14 protein-coding genes are annotated in these 15,238 nt (G+C 60.5%); 8 read left to right on the plus strand and 6 right to left on the minus strand.

Annotated elements, in window-relative coordinates; genetic code table 11:
- Window positions 1-117 precede the first annotated feature (117 nt).
- Both DOM36_RS09520 and DOM36_RS09525 read left to right on the plus strand, forming a co-directional pair.
- Window positions 118-1,254 carry an MFS transporter gene (locus DOM36_RS09520; RefSeq protein ID WP_075570454.1) on the plus strand — a complete coding sequence of 379 codons (1,137 nt, stop codon included), beginning with the start codon at window positions 118-120 and terminating at the stop codon, window positions 1,252-1,254.
- 59 nt (window positions 1,255-1,313) lie between these two features.
- Entirely contained in the window at window positions 1,314-2,300 is a 987-nt protein-coding gene (locus DOM36_RS09525) for an MDR family oxidoreductase (protein WP_110642915.1), read from the plus strand.
- A 36-nt stretch (window positions 2,301-2,336) separates the two neighbouring features.
- On the opposite strand, the gene DOM36_RS09530 is transcribed toward DOM36_RS09525, so the two are convergent.
- Window positions 2,337-2,771, minus strand: coding sequence for an Rrf2 family transcriptional regulator (locus DOM36_RS09530; RefSeq protein WP_075570456.1), 435 nt, complete (start codon window positions 2,769-2,771; stop codon window positions 2,337-2,339).
- A gap of 87 nt (window positions 2,772-2,858) precedes the next feature.
- On the opposite strand from DOM36_RS09530, the gene hmpA reads away from it, so the two are divergent.
- Together hmpA and DOM36_RS09540 are read left to right on the plus strand one after the other, a co-directional pair.
- Window positions 2,859-4,079: an NO-inducible flavohemoprotein gene (hmpA, locus tag DOM36_RS09535; protein ID WP_110642917.1), complete on the plus strand. Its 1,221-nt coding sequence runs from the start codon at window positions 2,859-2,861 to the stop codon at window positions 4,077-4,079.
- Window positions 4,080-4,205: 126 nt separating this feature from the next.
- Window positions 4,206-5,270, plus strand: coding sequence for a nitronate monooxygenase (locus DOM36_RS09540; RefSeq protein ID WP_110642919.1), 1,065 nt, complete (start codon window positions 4,206-4,208; stop codon window positions 5,268-5,270).
- A gap of 725 nt (window positions 5,271-5,995) precedes the next feature.
- Here DOM36_RS09540 and DOM36_RS09545 read toward each other — a convergent pair.
- Window positions 5,996-6,655, minus strand: coding sequence for a hypothetical protein (locus DOM36_RS09545; protein ID WP_198651252.1), 660 nt, complete (start codon window positions 6,653-6,655; stop codon window positions 5,996-5,998).
- Between the two features lie 1,937 nt (window positions 6,656-8,592).
- Here DOM36_RS09545 and DOM36_RS09550 point away from each other — a divergent pair.
- Window positions 8,593-8,955 carry a hypothetical protein gene (locus tag DOM36_RS09550; RefSeq protein ID WP_075570459.1) on the plus strand — a complete coding sequence of 121 codons (363 nt, stop codon included), beginning with the start codon at window positions 8,593-8,595 and terminating at the stop codon, window positions 8,953-8,955.
- 249 nt (window positions 8,956-9,204) lie between these two features.
- On the opposite strand, the gene DOM36_RS09555 is transcribed toward DOM36_RS09550, so the two are convergent.
- Entirely contained in the window at window positions 9,205-9,750 is a 546-nt protein-coding gene (locus tag DOM36_RS09555; RefSeq protein WP_110642921.1) for a cytochrome b, read from the minus strand.
- A complete protein-coding gene (locus DOM36_RS09560) occupies window positions 9,747-10,820 on the minus strand; it encodes a catalase family peroxidase (protein WP_110642923.1) in 1,074 nt (357 codons plus the stop codon). Before DOM36_RS09560 ends, DOM36_RS09555 begins: the two co-directional genes overlap by 4 nt.
- A 174-nt stretch (window positions 10,821-10,994) precedes the next feature.
- On the opposite strand from DOM36_RS09560, the gene DOM36_RS09565 reads away from it, so the two are divergent.
- Window positions 10,995-11,516 carry an RNA polymerase sigma factor gene (locus DOM36_RS09565; protein WP_075570462.1) on the plus strand — a complete coding sequence of 174 codons (522 nt, stop codon included), beginning with the start codon at window positions 10,995-10,997 and terminating at the stop codon, window positions 11,514-11,516.
- Window positions 11,513-12,364: an anti-sigma factor gene (locus DOM36_RS09570; protein ID WP_075570463.1), complete on the plus strand. Its 852-nt coding sequence runs from the start codon at window positions 11,513-11,515 to the stop codon at window positions 12,362-12,364. Before DOM36_RS09565 ends, DOM36_RS09570 begins: the two co-directional genes overlap by 4 nt.
- A 40-nt stretch (window positions 12,365-12,404) precedes the next feature.
- Here the strand turns inward: DOM36_RS09570 and DOM36_RS09575 are convergent, their stop codons facing one another.
- Window positions 12,405-13,268, minus strand: coding sequence for an oxidoreductase (locus DOM36_RS09575; RefSeq protein ID WP_110642925.1), 864 nt, complete (start codon window positions 13,266-13,268; stop codon window positions 12,405-12,407).
- A gap of 113 nt (window positions 13,269-13,381) precedes the next feature.
- On the opposite strand from DOM36_RS09575, the gene DOM36_RS09580 reads away from it, so the two are divergent.
- Window positions 13,382-14,338 carry an AraC family transcriptional regulator gene (locus tag DOM36_RS09580; RefSeq protein WP_232823783.1) on the plus strand — a complete coding sequence of 319 codons (957 nt, stop codon included), beginning with the start codon at window positions 13,382-13,384 and terminating at the stop codon, window positions 14,336-14,338.
- Between the two features lie 251 nt (window positions 14,339-14,589).
- On the opposite strand, the gene DOM36_RS20060 is transcribed toward DOM36_RS09580, so the two are convergent.
- Window positions 14,590-14,937, minus strand: a complete 348-nt coding sequence (locus DOM36_RS20060) for a hypothetical protein (RefSeq protein WP_157958610.1) — start codon at window positions 14,935-14,937, stop codon at window positions 14,590-14,592.
- Window positions 14,938-15,238: the final 301 nt, after the last annotated feature.

Here is a 15,238-nt window from a genome sequence, read left to right on the forward strand (position 1 = left end):
CCCTGAGTGCCGCTCTCCCCGAGCGGCTTTTTTTCGTCCCCAGCGGATGTTTCCCTTCAAGCGCTACAATGATGTCTCCCTGAATTGGATCGAATGATCAGAGAGTGGAGCCCGTTCATGCCTAGCGCTCGTAAAACCTGGCTCGCCGTGGCGGCCGCCTTCGTGCTGAACGGCGGACTCTTCGGCGCCTGGGCCTCGCGAATTCCCACCGTCGTGCAGCACAACGATATCGATGGCGGTCAGTTGGGCCTGCTGCTGTTGCTGCTCGCGCTGGGCGCCATCGTCTCGTTCCCGCTCGCCGGGCGTGCTTCGGATGCGTTCGGTGCGGCACGCACGACACTCGCCATCGCGCTCTTCTACTCGGTAGCGCTGGTGTTGATCGCACTGGCGCCCAACTTGTGGCTGCTGGCCCCCGCGCTGTTCCTGTTCGGCAGCGCTCACGGCTCCATGGATGTGGCCATGAACAGCTGGGCCGGCGAGGCCGAGCGCTACATCGGCCGGCGGGTGATGTCGTCGCTCCACGCGATGTGGAGCCTGGGCGCCGGCCTCGGTGCCGCCGCCGGCTACGTGGCGGTCAAGCTCGATCTGGGCCTGGTCGTGCATTTCACGAGCTTCGCCGTCCTGCTCTACGCCGTCACCAGTTGGTTCGCCCATATCGGCTGGCAGTCGGAAACCCGGCCCCGTGCGCCCGGCGGCAGTCTCTTTCCCCTGCCCAAGGGGCCGCTGCTGTGGGTGGGGGTCATCGCCATGTGTGCGTCGATCGGCGAAGGCGCCATGGCGGACTGGAGCGCGCTCTTTCTGGTCGCCGTCACCGCGGCCAGCGAAGCCCAGGGCGCGCTTGGCTATACGGTCTTTTCTGCGGCGATGGTGATCATGCGTCTGCTCGGCGACCGCGTGATATCGATCCTCGGCCCGACGCAGGCGGCACGGTTCGCCGGAGCCTCGGCGCTGGCCGGCGTATTGCTGGCCGTTCTGTTTGCCCATCTCTACACGGCGTTGGCGGGGTTCGTGCTGCTTGGCGTGGGCTACGCACTGATCATGCCACTGGCGATCACCCGTGCTGCCAATGATCCGCAGACATCACCGGGCGTGGCGATCGCCAGCGTCGCCACGCTGGGCTATGGCGCGATGCTGTTCGGCCCCCCGGCGATCGGCTTCACGGCTCACTTCATCACCCTGCACTATGCTTTTTGCCTATTGGGGATCCTGGCGTTCTTCATCATCCTGTGCGCCCCGGCGCTGGATCGGCGGTAATCACCCCGTGTTACCGTTCGCCCTTCCCCAGACGCCCGATCTCAACCGAGGAGATAGCCATGTTCGACGCCATTCTGATCAGCCAGCGGGAAGACCAGTCTTCCGAGGCGGCGCTATGTCGACTGGAAGCGGACGATCTCCCGCCGGGCGACGTTCTCGTCCGGGTGGAATGGAGTACGCTCAACTACAAGGACGCCCTGGCGATCACCGGCAAAGGAGCCGTAATTCGGCAATTCCCGATGGTACCCGGCATCGATCTGGCCGGCACGGTGGCAGAGAGCGACAGCCCGGACTGGCAACCGGGCGACCGCGTGCTGATCAATGGCTGGGGCATCGGCGAAGCGCACTGGGGCGGGCTGACGCAGATGGCGCGGGTACGCTCGGCGTGGCTGACCGCCCTGCCCGATGGCCTCGATCTACGCCAGACCATGGCGATCGGCACCGCAGGCTATACGGCCATGCTCAGTCTCGTCGCGCTGGAGCGCCACGGCCTTACGCCAGATAGCGGTGATGTACTCGTTACCGGCGCCAGCGGCGGCGTGGGGAGTTTCGCCGTGATGCTGTTGGCGCGGCGGGGCTATCGCGTCGTCGCCTCGACCGGGCGCGTCGAAGAGCGGGCCTATCTGGAACGTCTCGGCGCGTCGGAGATTCTGCCACGTGCCGAACTGGACAAACCGGGCCGCCCGCTCGACAAGGCGCGCTGGGCCGGCGTCATCGATTCGGTCGGCAGCCACACGCTGGTCAACGCCTGCGCCCAGACCCAGATGGACGGACTGGTGGCGGCCTGCGGGCTGGCTCAGGGCATGGATTTCCCGGCCACCGTCGCGCCCTTCATCCTGAGAGGCGTGAGCCTGCTCGGCATCAACAGCGTGTTCCGCCCCCATGCGGAACGGACGGAGGCCTGGTCCCGACTGGCGGCGGAGCTCGATCTGGATAGGCTCGAACAGACGACTACCGATATCGGCCTCTCGGAAGCGATCGCCGCGGCGGGCGATCTGCTCTCCGGCCAGGTTCGCGGCCGGCTGGTGGTGGATGTCAATCGGTAGGCGGACGCTATCGCCCTTGCCGCATGGATGCGCGGCTCAGCCGGGGCTGCCCAGCAGCATGCGCAGCTCCTGGCGATTCTCGGCGAGATCGGCCAGCACGTAGCCGTCCAGCACCGCCAGGAACGCCTGCTGGGCTTTCCATAGCACGCCCTTCAACCGGCAGCCCGGCTCGATCGGGCAGGTAGACTCCGGCCCGAAGCACTCCAGCAACTCCAGGTTCTCGGTCTGTCTTACCAGCGCCCCGATGCTGATCTCCTCGGCGGGTCGCTGGAGCCGCAAACCGCCTCCCCGGCCGCGCAGGCTGATCACGTAGCCCAGTTGCACCAGCGTCTGGGCGACCTTGGCCAGATGGTGCGCGGAAATACCATAATGACTCGCCGCCGACTGCACTGTGGCCGGCATCTCTTCGTTTCTCACCGCCAGATAGATCAATAATCTCAAGGCGTAGTCGGTATGTGTCGTCAGTTTCATCAGCGCTTGACAGTCATAATTTGGTAAATAATACTCTTATTTAAATAGGTATATAAAATACTCATTAAAATCATCTGAGGAGACACTATGCCAACCGCCGCGCAGATCGATGCCATCAAACGGACCGTTCCGGTGCTCCAGCAGCATGGCGAGGCACTGACTCGCCACTTCTATGCCCGGATGTTCGAGCACAATCCGGAGGTCAGGCGTTACTTCAACCCCGCACATCAGCGCTCCGGAGGCCAACAGCGCGCCCTGGCTGGCGCCATACTGGCCTATGCCCGGCACATCGAAGACCCCTCGGCGCTGGCCGGCGTCATCGAGGTGATCGCCCAGAAGCACGCGTCGTTGACGATCCAGCCGGAGCACTACCCGATCGTCGGCGAGAACCTGCTGGCTTCGATCCAGGAAGTGCTGGGCGACGCAGCCACCGACGATATTCTCGATGCCTGGGCCGCCGCCTACGGGGAACTGGCTCAGGTTTTCATCGACCGCGAGCAGGCGATCTACGCCGGGCAGCGTGAACGGCAGGGTTGGGCGGGCTTCAAGTCGTTCACGGTCGAACGACGCCAGGTCGAGAGCGACAATATCGTCTCGCTCACACTCGTGCCGACAGACGGCGGCACACCGCCCGCCCATCTGCCGGGGCAGTATGTCTCGGTTCGCTTGCAGGACGCCGACGGCAACACCGCCATGCGCAACTACAGTCTCTCCAATGCGCCGGGGGCGGCAGCCTATCGAATCAGCGTCAAACGTGAGGTTGGAAATCGCGACGTCCCGGGCGGCGATGTCTCGAACCGCATTCACGACAGGCTAGCCCAGGGCGACCGGATCGAGCTTTCCCCGCCATGCGGCGCCTTCACGCTCGATCTGTCGGCATCGGCGGACAAGAAGCTGGTCTTCATCGCCGGAGGTGTCGGTATCACACCGCTGATCTCCATGGCCCATGCCGCGTTGAAGGCTTCCGCATCGAGGCAGGTAATCTTCATTCAAGCCGCACGCCACGGTGGAGTGCGCGCCTTCACGAGCGAGCTGGAGACGCTGGCCCAGGATCACCCCAACTTCGCGCTATACACTTGCTTCAGCGAACCCCGACAAACGGATCGCAACGGCGATCATCAGGTAAAAGACGGCGAGCTGGAAGCAAACGATCTGGAACGTTGGGTCGGCGGCTGGGACGCGACCTACTATTTCTGCGGCCCGCTGCCCATGATGCAAAGGATCGATAAGATGCTGGACACCAATGGCGTGGCGGCCGATGACCGCCGCTATGAATGTTTCGGTCCCTTGCAGCCATTGGCGGCCTGATCTACTGCTAATAGTGCGCCCGAATCCCGTCGAGAGAATTTCGACCCGATCTGGACTTAGCCTGTCGGGTCTCTATCCATCGAGTCCTGGACTTTCGAGCCTCAACCCACGCCGGAGGTAGCGGCCATGCCTGGCAAATTCATTGATGATCTCGGCCTGGAGGCTCCCATTTTTCAGGCGCCCATGGCGGGCGTTTCGACCCCTGCCATGGCAGCGGCGGTCTCCGACGCGGGCGGCTTGGGCGGGCTGGGGTTGGGGGCATCGACGCCGGATGCCGCGCTGCAGGCCATTCAGGAAACTCGGGCACTGACCTCTCGGCCGTTCAACGTCAATGTCTTCTGCCATGCATCCGCGGTACGCGACAGCATTCGAGAACGGCATTGGATCAAGCGCACCCGCCCGCTGTTCGAGGCGTTCGACGCCACACCACCGGAGAGCCTGAGAGAGATTTACACGCCCTTTCAGACCAATGACGCCATGCTCGGAGTGCTGCTCGAGACTCGTCCCGCCGTCGTCAGCTTTCATTTCGGCCTGCCAAGGCCGGATCAGATCGAGGCCTTGCGTCTGGCCGGATGTCGCCTGATAGCCACCGCAACTTCCCTGGCGGAAGCACGCCGGATCGCGGACGGCGGGCTCGATGCCATTATCGCCCAGGGCTGGGCGGCGGGCGGTCACCGCGGCATGTTCGATCCTGCGGCGCCGGATGAACGACGATCGACGCAGACGCTGGTCCGCCAGTTCGTCAGCGAGGTTCCACTTCCTATCATTGCCGCCGGCGGACTGATGGATGGCGCCGATATTCAGCGTGCCATCGACGGAGGCGCGGTGGCGGCACAACTGGGCACGGCATTCCTTCGTTGCCCGGAGAGCCTGGCCGACGAGGCTTACCGCGCTCGCGTCGTTTCCGGCGTGGAAACCGTGATGGTCCGCTCTATTTCCGGTCGACCGGCGCGCTGCTTGATCAATCGTTACACGGCATGGGCAGAGGGTGTTGCGATCAGCGAGATTCCGGCCTATCCATGCGCCTACGATCTGGGCAAGGCTTTGAACGCTGCGGCGAAGGCCAAAGGTGAAACGGGGTTCGGCGCACAGTGGGCGGGTTCCGGTGCAGCTCGAGCAGTCGATCTGCCGGCGGGCGAACTGCTGAAATTGCTGGAAGCACAAAGGCAATCCACGTGCCGCCATCCCTGAGCTTTGGCCAATGCTTAGCCGAAAGACAGCCGATGCGTTTTCACGCTACACGATTGGAGTCGATGATTCCTGCAACAGAAGGTTTGACGGGGCGGAAGCAAACTGGAGTTGAGACAGCCGACGCACGACCGTGAATGGAAAAGAGGGACAGAACATCTTGAAAAAGCGATAACATCAAAGGCACAGCGGATAAGAGACTCGGCATTTCTAAGTCTCCAATACGCTGCTATTCCATGCCACATTGCACCACGGCATCCTGCCGTGCATCCATGTGATAGCCGCATCCTGCGGTCTCGCTCCTTCCAGCACCTCCTTGGCGCAAGCGACCACAGTGGACCCGTTGGTCACCGAATAATTTGATACAGATTACTTAAGGCAAAATAAAACCGAGGCTGACCAACAAGATCCGGCTGTCACCAGCCGGCCGCATCCACACCAGACCCTCCAAGGCTCCCTGCCAAGCGTCCCTGAGCGCATGTTGAAATATGTGGACCCCGCGCCCTCCGTGGCGCACCGCTCAATGTGGCGCAGAACCCGCAGAGATGCCACTGCAAATGCTCGTCGAGAGCAAGTCTTTCAAGAGAATCATGCTGATCAGCGCAGTGGGGGATATGGCGGAAACAGAAATGCCCCGCCATCGCCGCCCCCCAAATGAAGATGTCGCCGGGCAGCCTGAAATCTCTACATGACGTTTGTCCGCCCGCGTCGACTTGCCGCCATCTCGCCTAACCGTCCAGCGCGCGAATCCATCGGCGAACCACGCGGCGTCTCAGGTGCGATGCATAGCGCTTGGTGGTAAGACGGGTCGGTACGAGGGTTTCCCCTGACGAGGTCATGGTCAGATCGAAAGTTCTGGCAGCGCCTATTGGCGAGTCTTCACTACCATAAATGGCGATGACCCGTAGTTCTATCGCCTGCAGCGTGCGACCGTCGGTCGCCTGAAAGTCTTCAGAGGGAAGCCCGTGAAAACGAAGCACCCGACCGATGATGTCGTGGAAGGTACCAATATGGTTATAGCTGCCGGAGAGCATCGGCCCCTGCCGGGTGGTTTCGATCAGACGATCTGCTCCATCGTCCTTGGCGGTCGATTCCTCGAAGTCGATCAGATCCTGGGAAATTGTCCCTTGGTCCGTGTGAAGAATCGCCACGATGTGCTCGATGAAGATCGGCTCCGGGCTCATGTTACTGATGACACAACGGGCCTGCAGCGTACGACCGAAGCCGCGGTTGATGATGATCTTGGGCTGGCGTTGGCGTCTGAAGTTGAGATACAGCAACTGGGCATAGAAGAGCCAGACCAGCAACGTGCACAAACCCGTCAGGGCTGAAATGGCGGCGCTGTTTTGAGAAAGCCAATCCATCATTGTAATGCTCACTGCCGACAAATCAGGGCAGTTCCTGACAGGAACCGCAAACGAAGGGTAATCTCGGGTGACATCTTGGCGACATACACAATGACCGACAATATCCCGTGACGGTCACGCGGCTAACACCGCCAAGGCATCCACATCGGTTCCACCGTGAAGGAAAGCCTAGCAGCGACTGCGATCACTACCCACCATGAAGCTGCCAAAAAGCGCACGGCGAAGAAAAAAATGCATAACGAAGAAAGGGAGTCGGTTGGCCGACTCCCCCAAGCGCTGCGTATCCCTGCTGATTCACCACGGCATCCTGCCGTGCATCCCTGTGTCGCCGCGTCCTGCGACGCCTGTCCTTTTCAAGAAGCCTTCCCTGCTTCATGACTCACTGTGGACCCAACCTGCATTAGATGATTTGATCCGCATCAAGTATGCCGATCAAATTTGTTTCAAAATGTGTCGATAATCTTGGGAGTCTACCTGTCACGACAGATCAGCCTCAGTGCCGCCGAACCCTTCTTCTTCCTGGACAAGCCGTCGCCTGGCGGCCGACATCGCCAAATTCACCCATGCGCCGCCCACTGCCTCAATGCATTCCCTGGTTGACAGCCCCCTACTTTAGCCATACTTTCGAAACGGGGCGCTCCCGAAAAAGCTCAGCTACCGATGTCAATTGTCTCTCGACAAATGACCCAGGGCAGCAATCACATAAAGCGGCCATGAACCCAGCAATTGAATAACAGCGCCCCGCTTCGGTTATCCGAAGCAGCCAAACCCGCGGTGCCGATCGGAGATTGTTCCATTCGGCAGCCGCGGGTTTTTTATACGGCGCTACGTTTACACAACATGAAACACTATCTTTACAGAACCCAATGAATAATTACCAGGCAATGACGTGAAGCCGCCTATGTTTCCAAAGAGCAATAAAATTGCCCGCATTTTTGCACATTTTACTTTCCCGTCCTGACGCAAAACGGCGACAATGCAGCCTATGCATCACATGTGCGGTGAGCGTCGCACATGTTTGCCAACGTGTTCATGGTCGCCTTCGAAAGCGATCTTTCTGGCCCCCAGGCGCTACATCATCCCCGATGACGCCAGGTGGGCCATTTTTTTGCTCTTCATTCCAGATCTATCGCGATCTGGGTGGTCGCCGACGCTCCGGCCCGATTGCCCGACCTTCGGCCAGACTCCTCCCCGAACTCAAGGGGAGCGAGCGGCAAAACTTCTGTCGGGAGGGTTTTCGGTTGAAGCGTAAAAACTAGGGACAGGCGATTCTTCAGGCGCAACACGAAATCAGATCCCATGTCTCTGGAGCGCGCAGGGGTTGAAGGCAGACGTAAAGTCTAGAAATGGTGGGCCCAGTAGGACTTGAACCTACGACCAAGGGATTATGAATGCAGCGAATGGAGAAATCCAGACCGCGCCTGCCATGCGGTTTCCAAGAAAACTCAGTCACTTAAGATTTTCCACACATCACACTTAGAGCCCCGAGAGCGCTGAATCAGCAACCAAACTGCAACCAAGCCCCACTTGAGCAGGCGCTCGTAGAGCTACCGTCAGGGCAACTCCAAAATAGGTATCAGAACTGAAGCAACCCGTTGCTAGCTGACGCGACGTCGGGACCGTTGCCACCGAGTCCAGTGAACCAAGAGCGGCCAGCGGGCCTGCATAAACTTAAGAAATTGTCTCTGTCACAGATTGGTTAGTGATTTTCTCAATTCCCCCATCTCCGTGTCATGATATCCCACCTCGAGAGAACGCAGAAATTCTGGCCACAGCTCTATATTCTAGATATGCAGCAGCAGAACTTCGGATGGTCTCAGGTGAGGCGATATTGTCACAAAAGCAGTGGAATAAATTCAGTCATTGAGCGTCTTACCTTTAGCCGACAGTGACATGATTTCTCTGTCGACAGCGACCGACACCGTAGGTCGTAGCTATTTCCATGACAGGAGTCGATGATGAAAACCAAGATAATGCCCCGCCTGGCCCAGATCGCTGCCGCCGTGGCCCTCGCCGGCATCATGCCGGTACTGGCGCAGGCCAACGATAGTATCGCCCAGCAGGAAGCCATGCAGAGACTGCACCAGCCACTGAATCTGCAGCCGGCCATGATGACGGCCAACCAGTTCGGCGCCTGGCGCCTGGATATCGGCGCGGGTCACAGTGAAGCCAGTGCCAATGCACTTCGCGCCGAACAGAACCGGACCGGAATGGAAACCATGAAAGCGCTGGGCAGGGAGCAGCAGAGTTTGATAGCGGAGGGTCAGAGTGCTGCGCAAATGGGCGTCGTGAAACGGCTCTACAACACCGACCCCGCCTGAAAGTCGACTGATCGAAAGCGGTAGGAAACTCCCGAAGCCGAGGCTGATCACCTCGGCTTTTATCCGTTTGTCCCGCGCTCGATCGTTGGCGCGATTCTTTTCCGATGAGATCCGACCGGTGCAAAACCGGTCACTTACCGCCATGAGTTTGATGCAGAAATGTTAAAGCGATCAGGATCAACAAGCCGCCGATCCGATCGCTTTTTTCATAGGTAACCCGTTCGCCTTTTCAGGAAAAGGGTATGCGGTTCACGGATGCTTTTGACCTTTCGTCATGCTTGCCAGTACGCCATCCCGACGAATCAAGCCGTGGTACAAGGCCGCCGTTAGGTGAATGAGAATGACGGCGAAAAGACTCAGCGCCAGCCACGTATGGGCAAACCGCAACGCGCTATACAGCGTGGCAGAAGGCGACACCAGATCCGGCAGCGTGATACCGGAATACAGGGTCACCGGATAACCGCCGGCCGAGAGCATGGTCCAGCCGATCAGCGGCATCGCCAGCATCAGCGCGTATAGCATCCAATGAGACAGATGCGCAGCGGTGCGCTGCCATGGGGGTAAATCCGCAGGCAATGCCGGAGTACCGTGACGCCAGCGCACCAGAAGACGCACGATGACCAGGGCGAGAATCGCGATCCCCAGGGGTTTGTGGAGCTGAACGAGCCACACGTGACGCTCGGAAACCGTGGCCACCATGCCGATACCGATGAACAGCATCGACATGACCATGATAGCCATCGACCAGTGCAACAGCCGAGCGGGAACGGAAAAGGTAGCGGTCCGTGAGTTCATGATTGCGGCTCCTGGGTGGAGGGTGTGGCCGATTCGGCCTCCTCGCGGGTACGTCGGTTATAGGATTCCGAATAGGCCGCGGAGCGCGCGCTCAGCAGCGGATCATCGGAGCCGGCGATGCCATCGGGCAGCACCAGCGGGTCGTAGTTGATATCCCGACAGGGGCCGTCGGCCTGAGCCTGGGCGCTCTCGATGGTGACAACGCCGGCATCGATCTGGCGACGATCCTCGGGCCAGACCAGGGTGGCATCATTGGTCGGGTCACCCGGATTCGCCACGGCCACGATCAGATGCCAACGCTGCGGCCCTTGCTCCAGGCGTTCACGCAGGTCTTTGGACAGGAAATCGGGATCCTGCTTCTGGGCGTCGGTCATCGCCGTGAACGGCGCTTCCGGTACCAGCCCCCAGCGTACGAAGTGTGTAGTCCCGGCGGCATCGATGAAGCGGAAGGCATCGAGGCTGTTGTAATCGACGTTGACGAAGCTCGAGGAGCGCTGGGCGGTTTTCGCCCATGCCAAGAATGGCTTGGTTTCCGGATGGTCGGCAAAGAAGGCCGACATTTTCGCGGCATCCGGCTTGCCGCTCTGCGAATCCGGCTGGGAGGCTTTCAACAGTTCCCAGAATGCCTGCGGCGTCGATACCGGAAATACAGGCATCGCGTTCATTGCGGTCCGCCACTGCTCGTCGTTCGACAACTGGAATTGCAGCGCGAAACTGCGTATCGGTGGCATGCCATCATTGGCATTCGGATTACCCCCGGGAATCGCGAACCGGCCGATGAGCGGACTCTGCTGTCCCGCTTCGAAAACGCTGGCGCGGGACAGGCTGGCCGCATTGCCATTGCTCTCGAAGCGGCCCACCACGCAGTACCCCTTGGCGTGATTGCGGCGATAGCCTTCGTGAACACCGGCGTTGTCTTCCAGCGTATTGATCATCCGATCCGGGGTCAGCCGGCCGGGGTCCAGCCAACCGCCCACGTAGGCGAAGGCCGTCGCCAGGATGGCGATAACGAGTCCGATGACCGTGAACCGAAATATCGTATTCAACGGTGGTGGAGTTTTCAGGGTCATGTTCGCTCCGGGGAACGTTGTCCGAATGGAGGCAGTAGGACGACGCTGTCGACGCTTTATTCCCGCCCGCTGGATCGCGTCGCAGAAATATTGGCAATTTCATCGACGCCAGAAGGGAATAGAATTTCAACCGATTCGTCCTACAGCGACCTCCTTCGACACGCTGGAATCCCCATGAGCCCACCCGATGACGATCAACTGCGTGAAATACTGCCGCGTCTGCGGCGCTTTGCCCTGTCGCTGAGCCAGAATCCCAGCGATGCCGATGACCTGGTACAGGCGACGATGGAGAAAGCGATCGGCCACTGGCAGCGCCGCCGCCCCGATGGTGATCTTCGCGCCTGGCTGTTTTCGATTCTGTATCGTCAGTTCATCGACGGTCGCCGTCGCGCCGGGCGCTACGCAAGGCTCATGCAGCTGTTCACCAGCGACCCCCAGACCAGCGCCTCGACGGAAGATATCGTCGTGGCCAACGCCACCTGGGAGGCGTTCGACCGACTTTCTCCGGAACATCGGGCGCTGCTGGTGCTCGTTTCGGTGGAGGGGCTGAGCTACCGCGAAGTCAGCGAAACCCTGGACATTCCGATCGGTACGGTAATGTCACGACTGTCCCGGGCACGCCGATCGCTGCGCGACCTGGACGAAGGAACATCGGGGGAAAAACCGTCGTCACCGTCACTCTGGAGACTCAAATGAATCCACGTCACCCCACCGAGCAGGACCTGCACGCCTATCTCGATGATCAGCTGGATGCCGAGCGCCGGCAGTGGATCGAATCCTGGCTCCAGGCCAATCCCGAACAGGCGGCGGAACTCGAACAGTGGCGCGTGGATGCAAGGCGCTTGCGCGCGCGTTACGCCAACCCCGAACAGTGGCCAGACAACCCGGCACTCGATCCCGCCGCGATTCGGCGTCGCCAACGAGCCAACAGCCAACGCTGGCTGGCGACGGCGGCCATGCTGGTCATGGCCCTGGGTATCGGCATGACCGGCGGTTGGAAAGTGCACGACATGATGACCCCGCCCTCGATTTCGGCGCAGCCGATGGCCGACGCCGTTCAGGCCTATCGCCTGTTCACCGATAACGTCTCGCTCGACGGGAACACGACTATCGATAGAAACACTGCCATCGACGGCAACACTGCTATCGATGGGAACGGTATTGTCGACGCCAGCGATACCGCCGTCTCCGAACCGGACGCCAACAGCCGCGAGGGAATCGTCAAACTGTTTCAGGCCCATTTCAGCGACGGGATCATGCCGCCCGATCTTAGCGCCGCCGGCCTGGAGATGACGAGTGCGCGGCTGCTGGCCACTGATCAAGGGCCTGCCGCGATGGTGGTCTATCGTGACCGGACCGGGCGTCAGATGATGATGTACATACGCCCGCCGGGTGCCGGCAATCACATGCTGGAGCCGGGCAAGCGAATCGACGGCAAGCTCATGGCGCAGTACTGGTCGAAAGGCAATTACAACTATGCCGTCGTCAGCCAGCCGGACGATCCCAACGCCGCCATGCTCGAAGAGATGCTTCGGGAGAGTTGAGATTCGGCGACATCCCGCGGATGTCGCCGATGCTGAACCCTCAGCCATCGGTCGAGCGCGTGAGCGTTTCCCATGCCTGGATCTCCTCGGCCATCGCCGACAGTTTTTCGCGCACCAGCCCCAGCGCATCGCTTCCCAGCAGCAGATGTGCCGGCGGCGTCTCGCTGTCGATGATGGCCAGCATGGCGCGGGCAGCCTTTGCCGGATCGCCGAGCTGCTGGCCGCTCTTCTCCTCGCGGGCATGGCGGATCGGATCGAACAGCGCGTCGTAGTCGGGAATCGAGCGCGGTGTGCGGGACATCGAACGGCCGGCCCAGTCGGTGCGAAACGAGCCGGGGGCCACGGCGGTGACGTGGATATTGAACGGCTTCACTTCCTTGCCGAGCACCTCGGAAATCCCTTCCAGCGCAAACTTGCTGCCGCAGTAATAGGCAATGCCCGGCATGGTGATGAAGCCGCCCATCGACGTGATGTTGAGGATATGCCCGCACCGACGTGCGCGCATGTAGGGCAACACGGCCTTCGTCACGGCGACCGCACCGAATACGTTCACATCGAACTGACGACGCATCTCGGTCAGCGTGGACTCTTCCATGATCCCTTCGTGGCCGTAGCCGGCGTTGTTGACGAGAACGTCGATCGGCCCGACGCTCGCCTCGATGTCGACCACGACACCGTCGATGGCATCGAAGTCGGTCACGTCGAGCACCCGGCCCACCGCGTTCGCCGGATCGAGCTGCTCGAACGCTTGCCTGGCGTGATCGTTGCGCACCGTGCCGACGACGCGGTGACCGCTAGCCAGCGCTTCCTGAGCCAGCGCCCGGCCGAAGCCACTGCTGACGCCGGTGATGAGAATGAGTTTGTTGGACGACTGCTTGTTGGAAGACAGTTTGCTGGACGACATGGCGATGGCTCCAATGAATCAATGAGAGCTGCACATTACGCCTTTGTATTTCACGCTTTCAGGCTTATTGTTCTTGTTTTATTGCCTATTCTTATCATCTCACGCGATACGACATGAACAAGACCATTCCCGCTCCACCGACGGCTGAACAGCAGCACATGGTGGCGCTGCTTCGAGCGCTGGCGCCGAACGAGGGTTACAACCTGACCGCGCTGCCTGACGTGCGCATCCTGCGCTCGGATAGTCCCTTATCGCGTACTCCGGTTCTGTACGATCCTGGCATCGTGCTCGTATGTCAGGGGCGAAAACAGGGGTTCTTCGGTGATCAGGTGTATCTGTACGACGAGCAGCACTACCTGGCGGTCTCGGTGCCGGTGCCCTTCACGATGGAAACCGAGGCGACGCCGGAGCGTCCGCTGCTGGCCATCTACATGCACCTGGATTTTCAGCTCGCCGCCGAGTTGATGATCCAGATCGAGCGCGATGCCGGGACAGCACGGCCGAGTGCGCCGCAGAGTTTGATGTCCAGCCCCATGGACCCGGCGTTACGGGCATCTCTGGCGCGCTTTCTCGAAGCGATGAACCAGCCGCTCGAGGCGTCGATTCTGGGCCCGGCGCTGGTTCGAGAGCTCTATTTTCGCGTGCTCACCGGAGCACAGGGCGATGCGATGCGAGCGGCGCTGGCCATGCGCGGGCAGTTCGGAAAGATCGGCAAGGCGCTACGCTGTATTCACGCGACTTACGCCCAGCCGCTCGATCTGGCGCAACTCGCCAGTGAAGCCGGCATGAGCGTTCCCACGTTCCACAACCACTTCAAGACCATTACCCACACCTCGCCGATGCAGTACGTGAAATCCACGCGGTTGCACCAGGCGCGCTTGCTGATGGTGCGTCAGGGAATGACCGCCGAGGCCGCCTGCCATGCCGTGGGTTATGCGAGTCCTTCGCAGTTCAATCGGGAGTTCAAACGGCTTTTCGGATTGACGCCAGCCGCCGAAACGAAGCGCATGCGGGAGAATTTCGCGATACCGCCGGCCTTTGCCAAATCGGATTACGTCTCGTCGCACTGAGATCGATCAGGGGCCCGAGCGACGCAGCTCGCTGACGGACAACCCTATTGCCGTGATCAGGAAATAGATGGCGTGATTGCCCTCCGACTAGTAGGTAGCCTTGAAAAGCCAATAACAGAATCCGCCTATCGTCACGGCCACGAGGGATTGGCAAGAAAATACCCAATCAGCGCCGAGGGCTCGAGGCCGCCCCGAGGCTTCGACATGGAAACCGCACTGGATACGGGCCAGCGTCTGTTTCATGCTGGCAGTTACGAAACTGTGGGGTTGGCGGCACTGACCGACGCACTCGGTGTGAAGCCGCCCAGTTTTACAAAGCGTTTGGTAGCAAGTCCGAGTTTTTCGCACAGGTCATCGAGCGCTACGCGCAATCGGCCCTCGCGCTGGACGAGATCCTGCTGTCCGGGCGGGCGCCGGCGGATGCACTGGCGGAATTGCTGGAGAGCGCCGCGCGAACCTATGCGCGAGATCCGAAACAGCGGGGGTGCCTTGTACTCGAAGCCGCCCGAGGCAATGACGGAGATGACAGCGTCATTCATGCACGCCGGGTGGCAAATCAGCGCCGTGATCGAATTCGCGAGTTCGTCGCCCGCACCCATCCGGAGCACGCATCCTCGGTGACCGACTTCGTGGCCAGCACGATGTCCGGGCTTTCAGCCAGTGCGCGGGAAGGCATGGACGAATCCCGGTTACTCGGTGTAGCACGCACTGCCGTTGCGGGACTGAAGGCGCAGTTGGATGCGGATTGATGGTGGGTATGCTTCATCTCATTGCCGCTGACCTGCCACTGAACATTTATCCAACTGAATCGCCCCTAGTTTCGTAGACACCTCCAGGCCTTATACTGAAGGCAGCAGGAGGTTCCATGAGCCGTCAACGATACACCGAAGAATTCAAGAT

The sequence above is a fragment of the Salinicola sp. CPA57 genome, from assembly GCF_003206035.1.
GTDB classification, from domain to species: Bacteria; Pseudomonadota; Gammaproteobacteria; order Pseudomonadales; family Halomonadaceae; genus Salinicola; species Salinicola socius.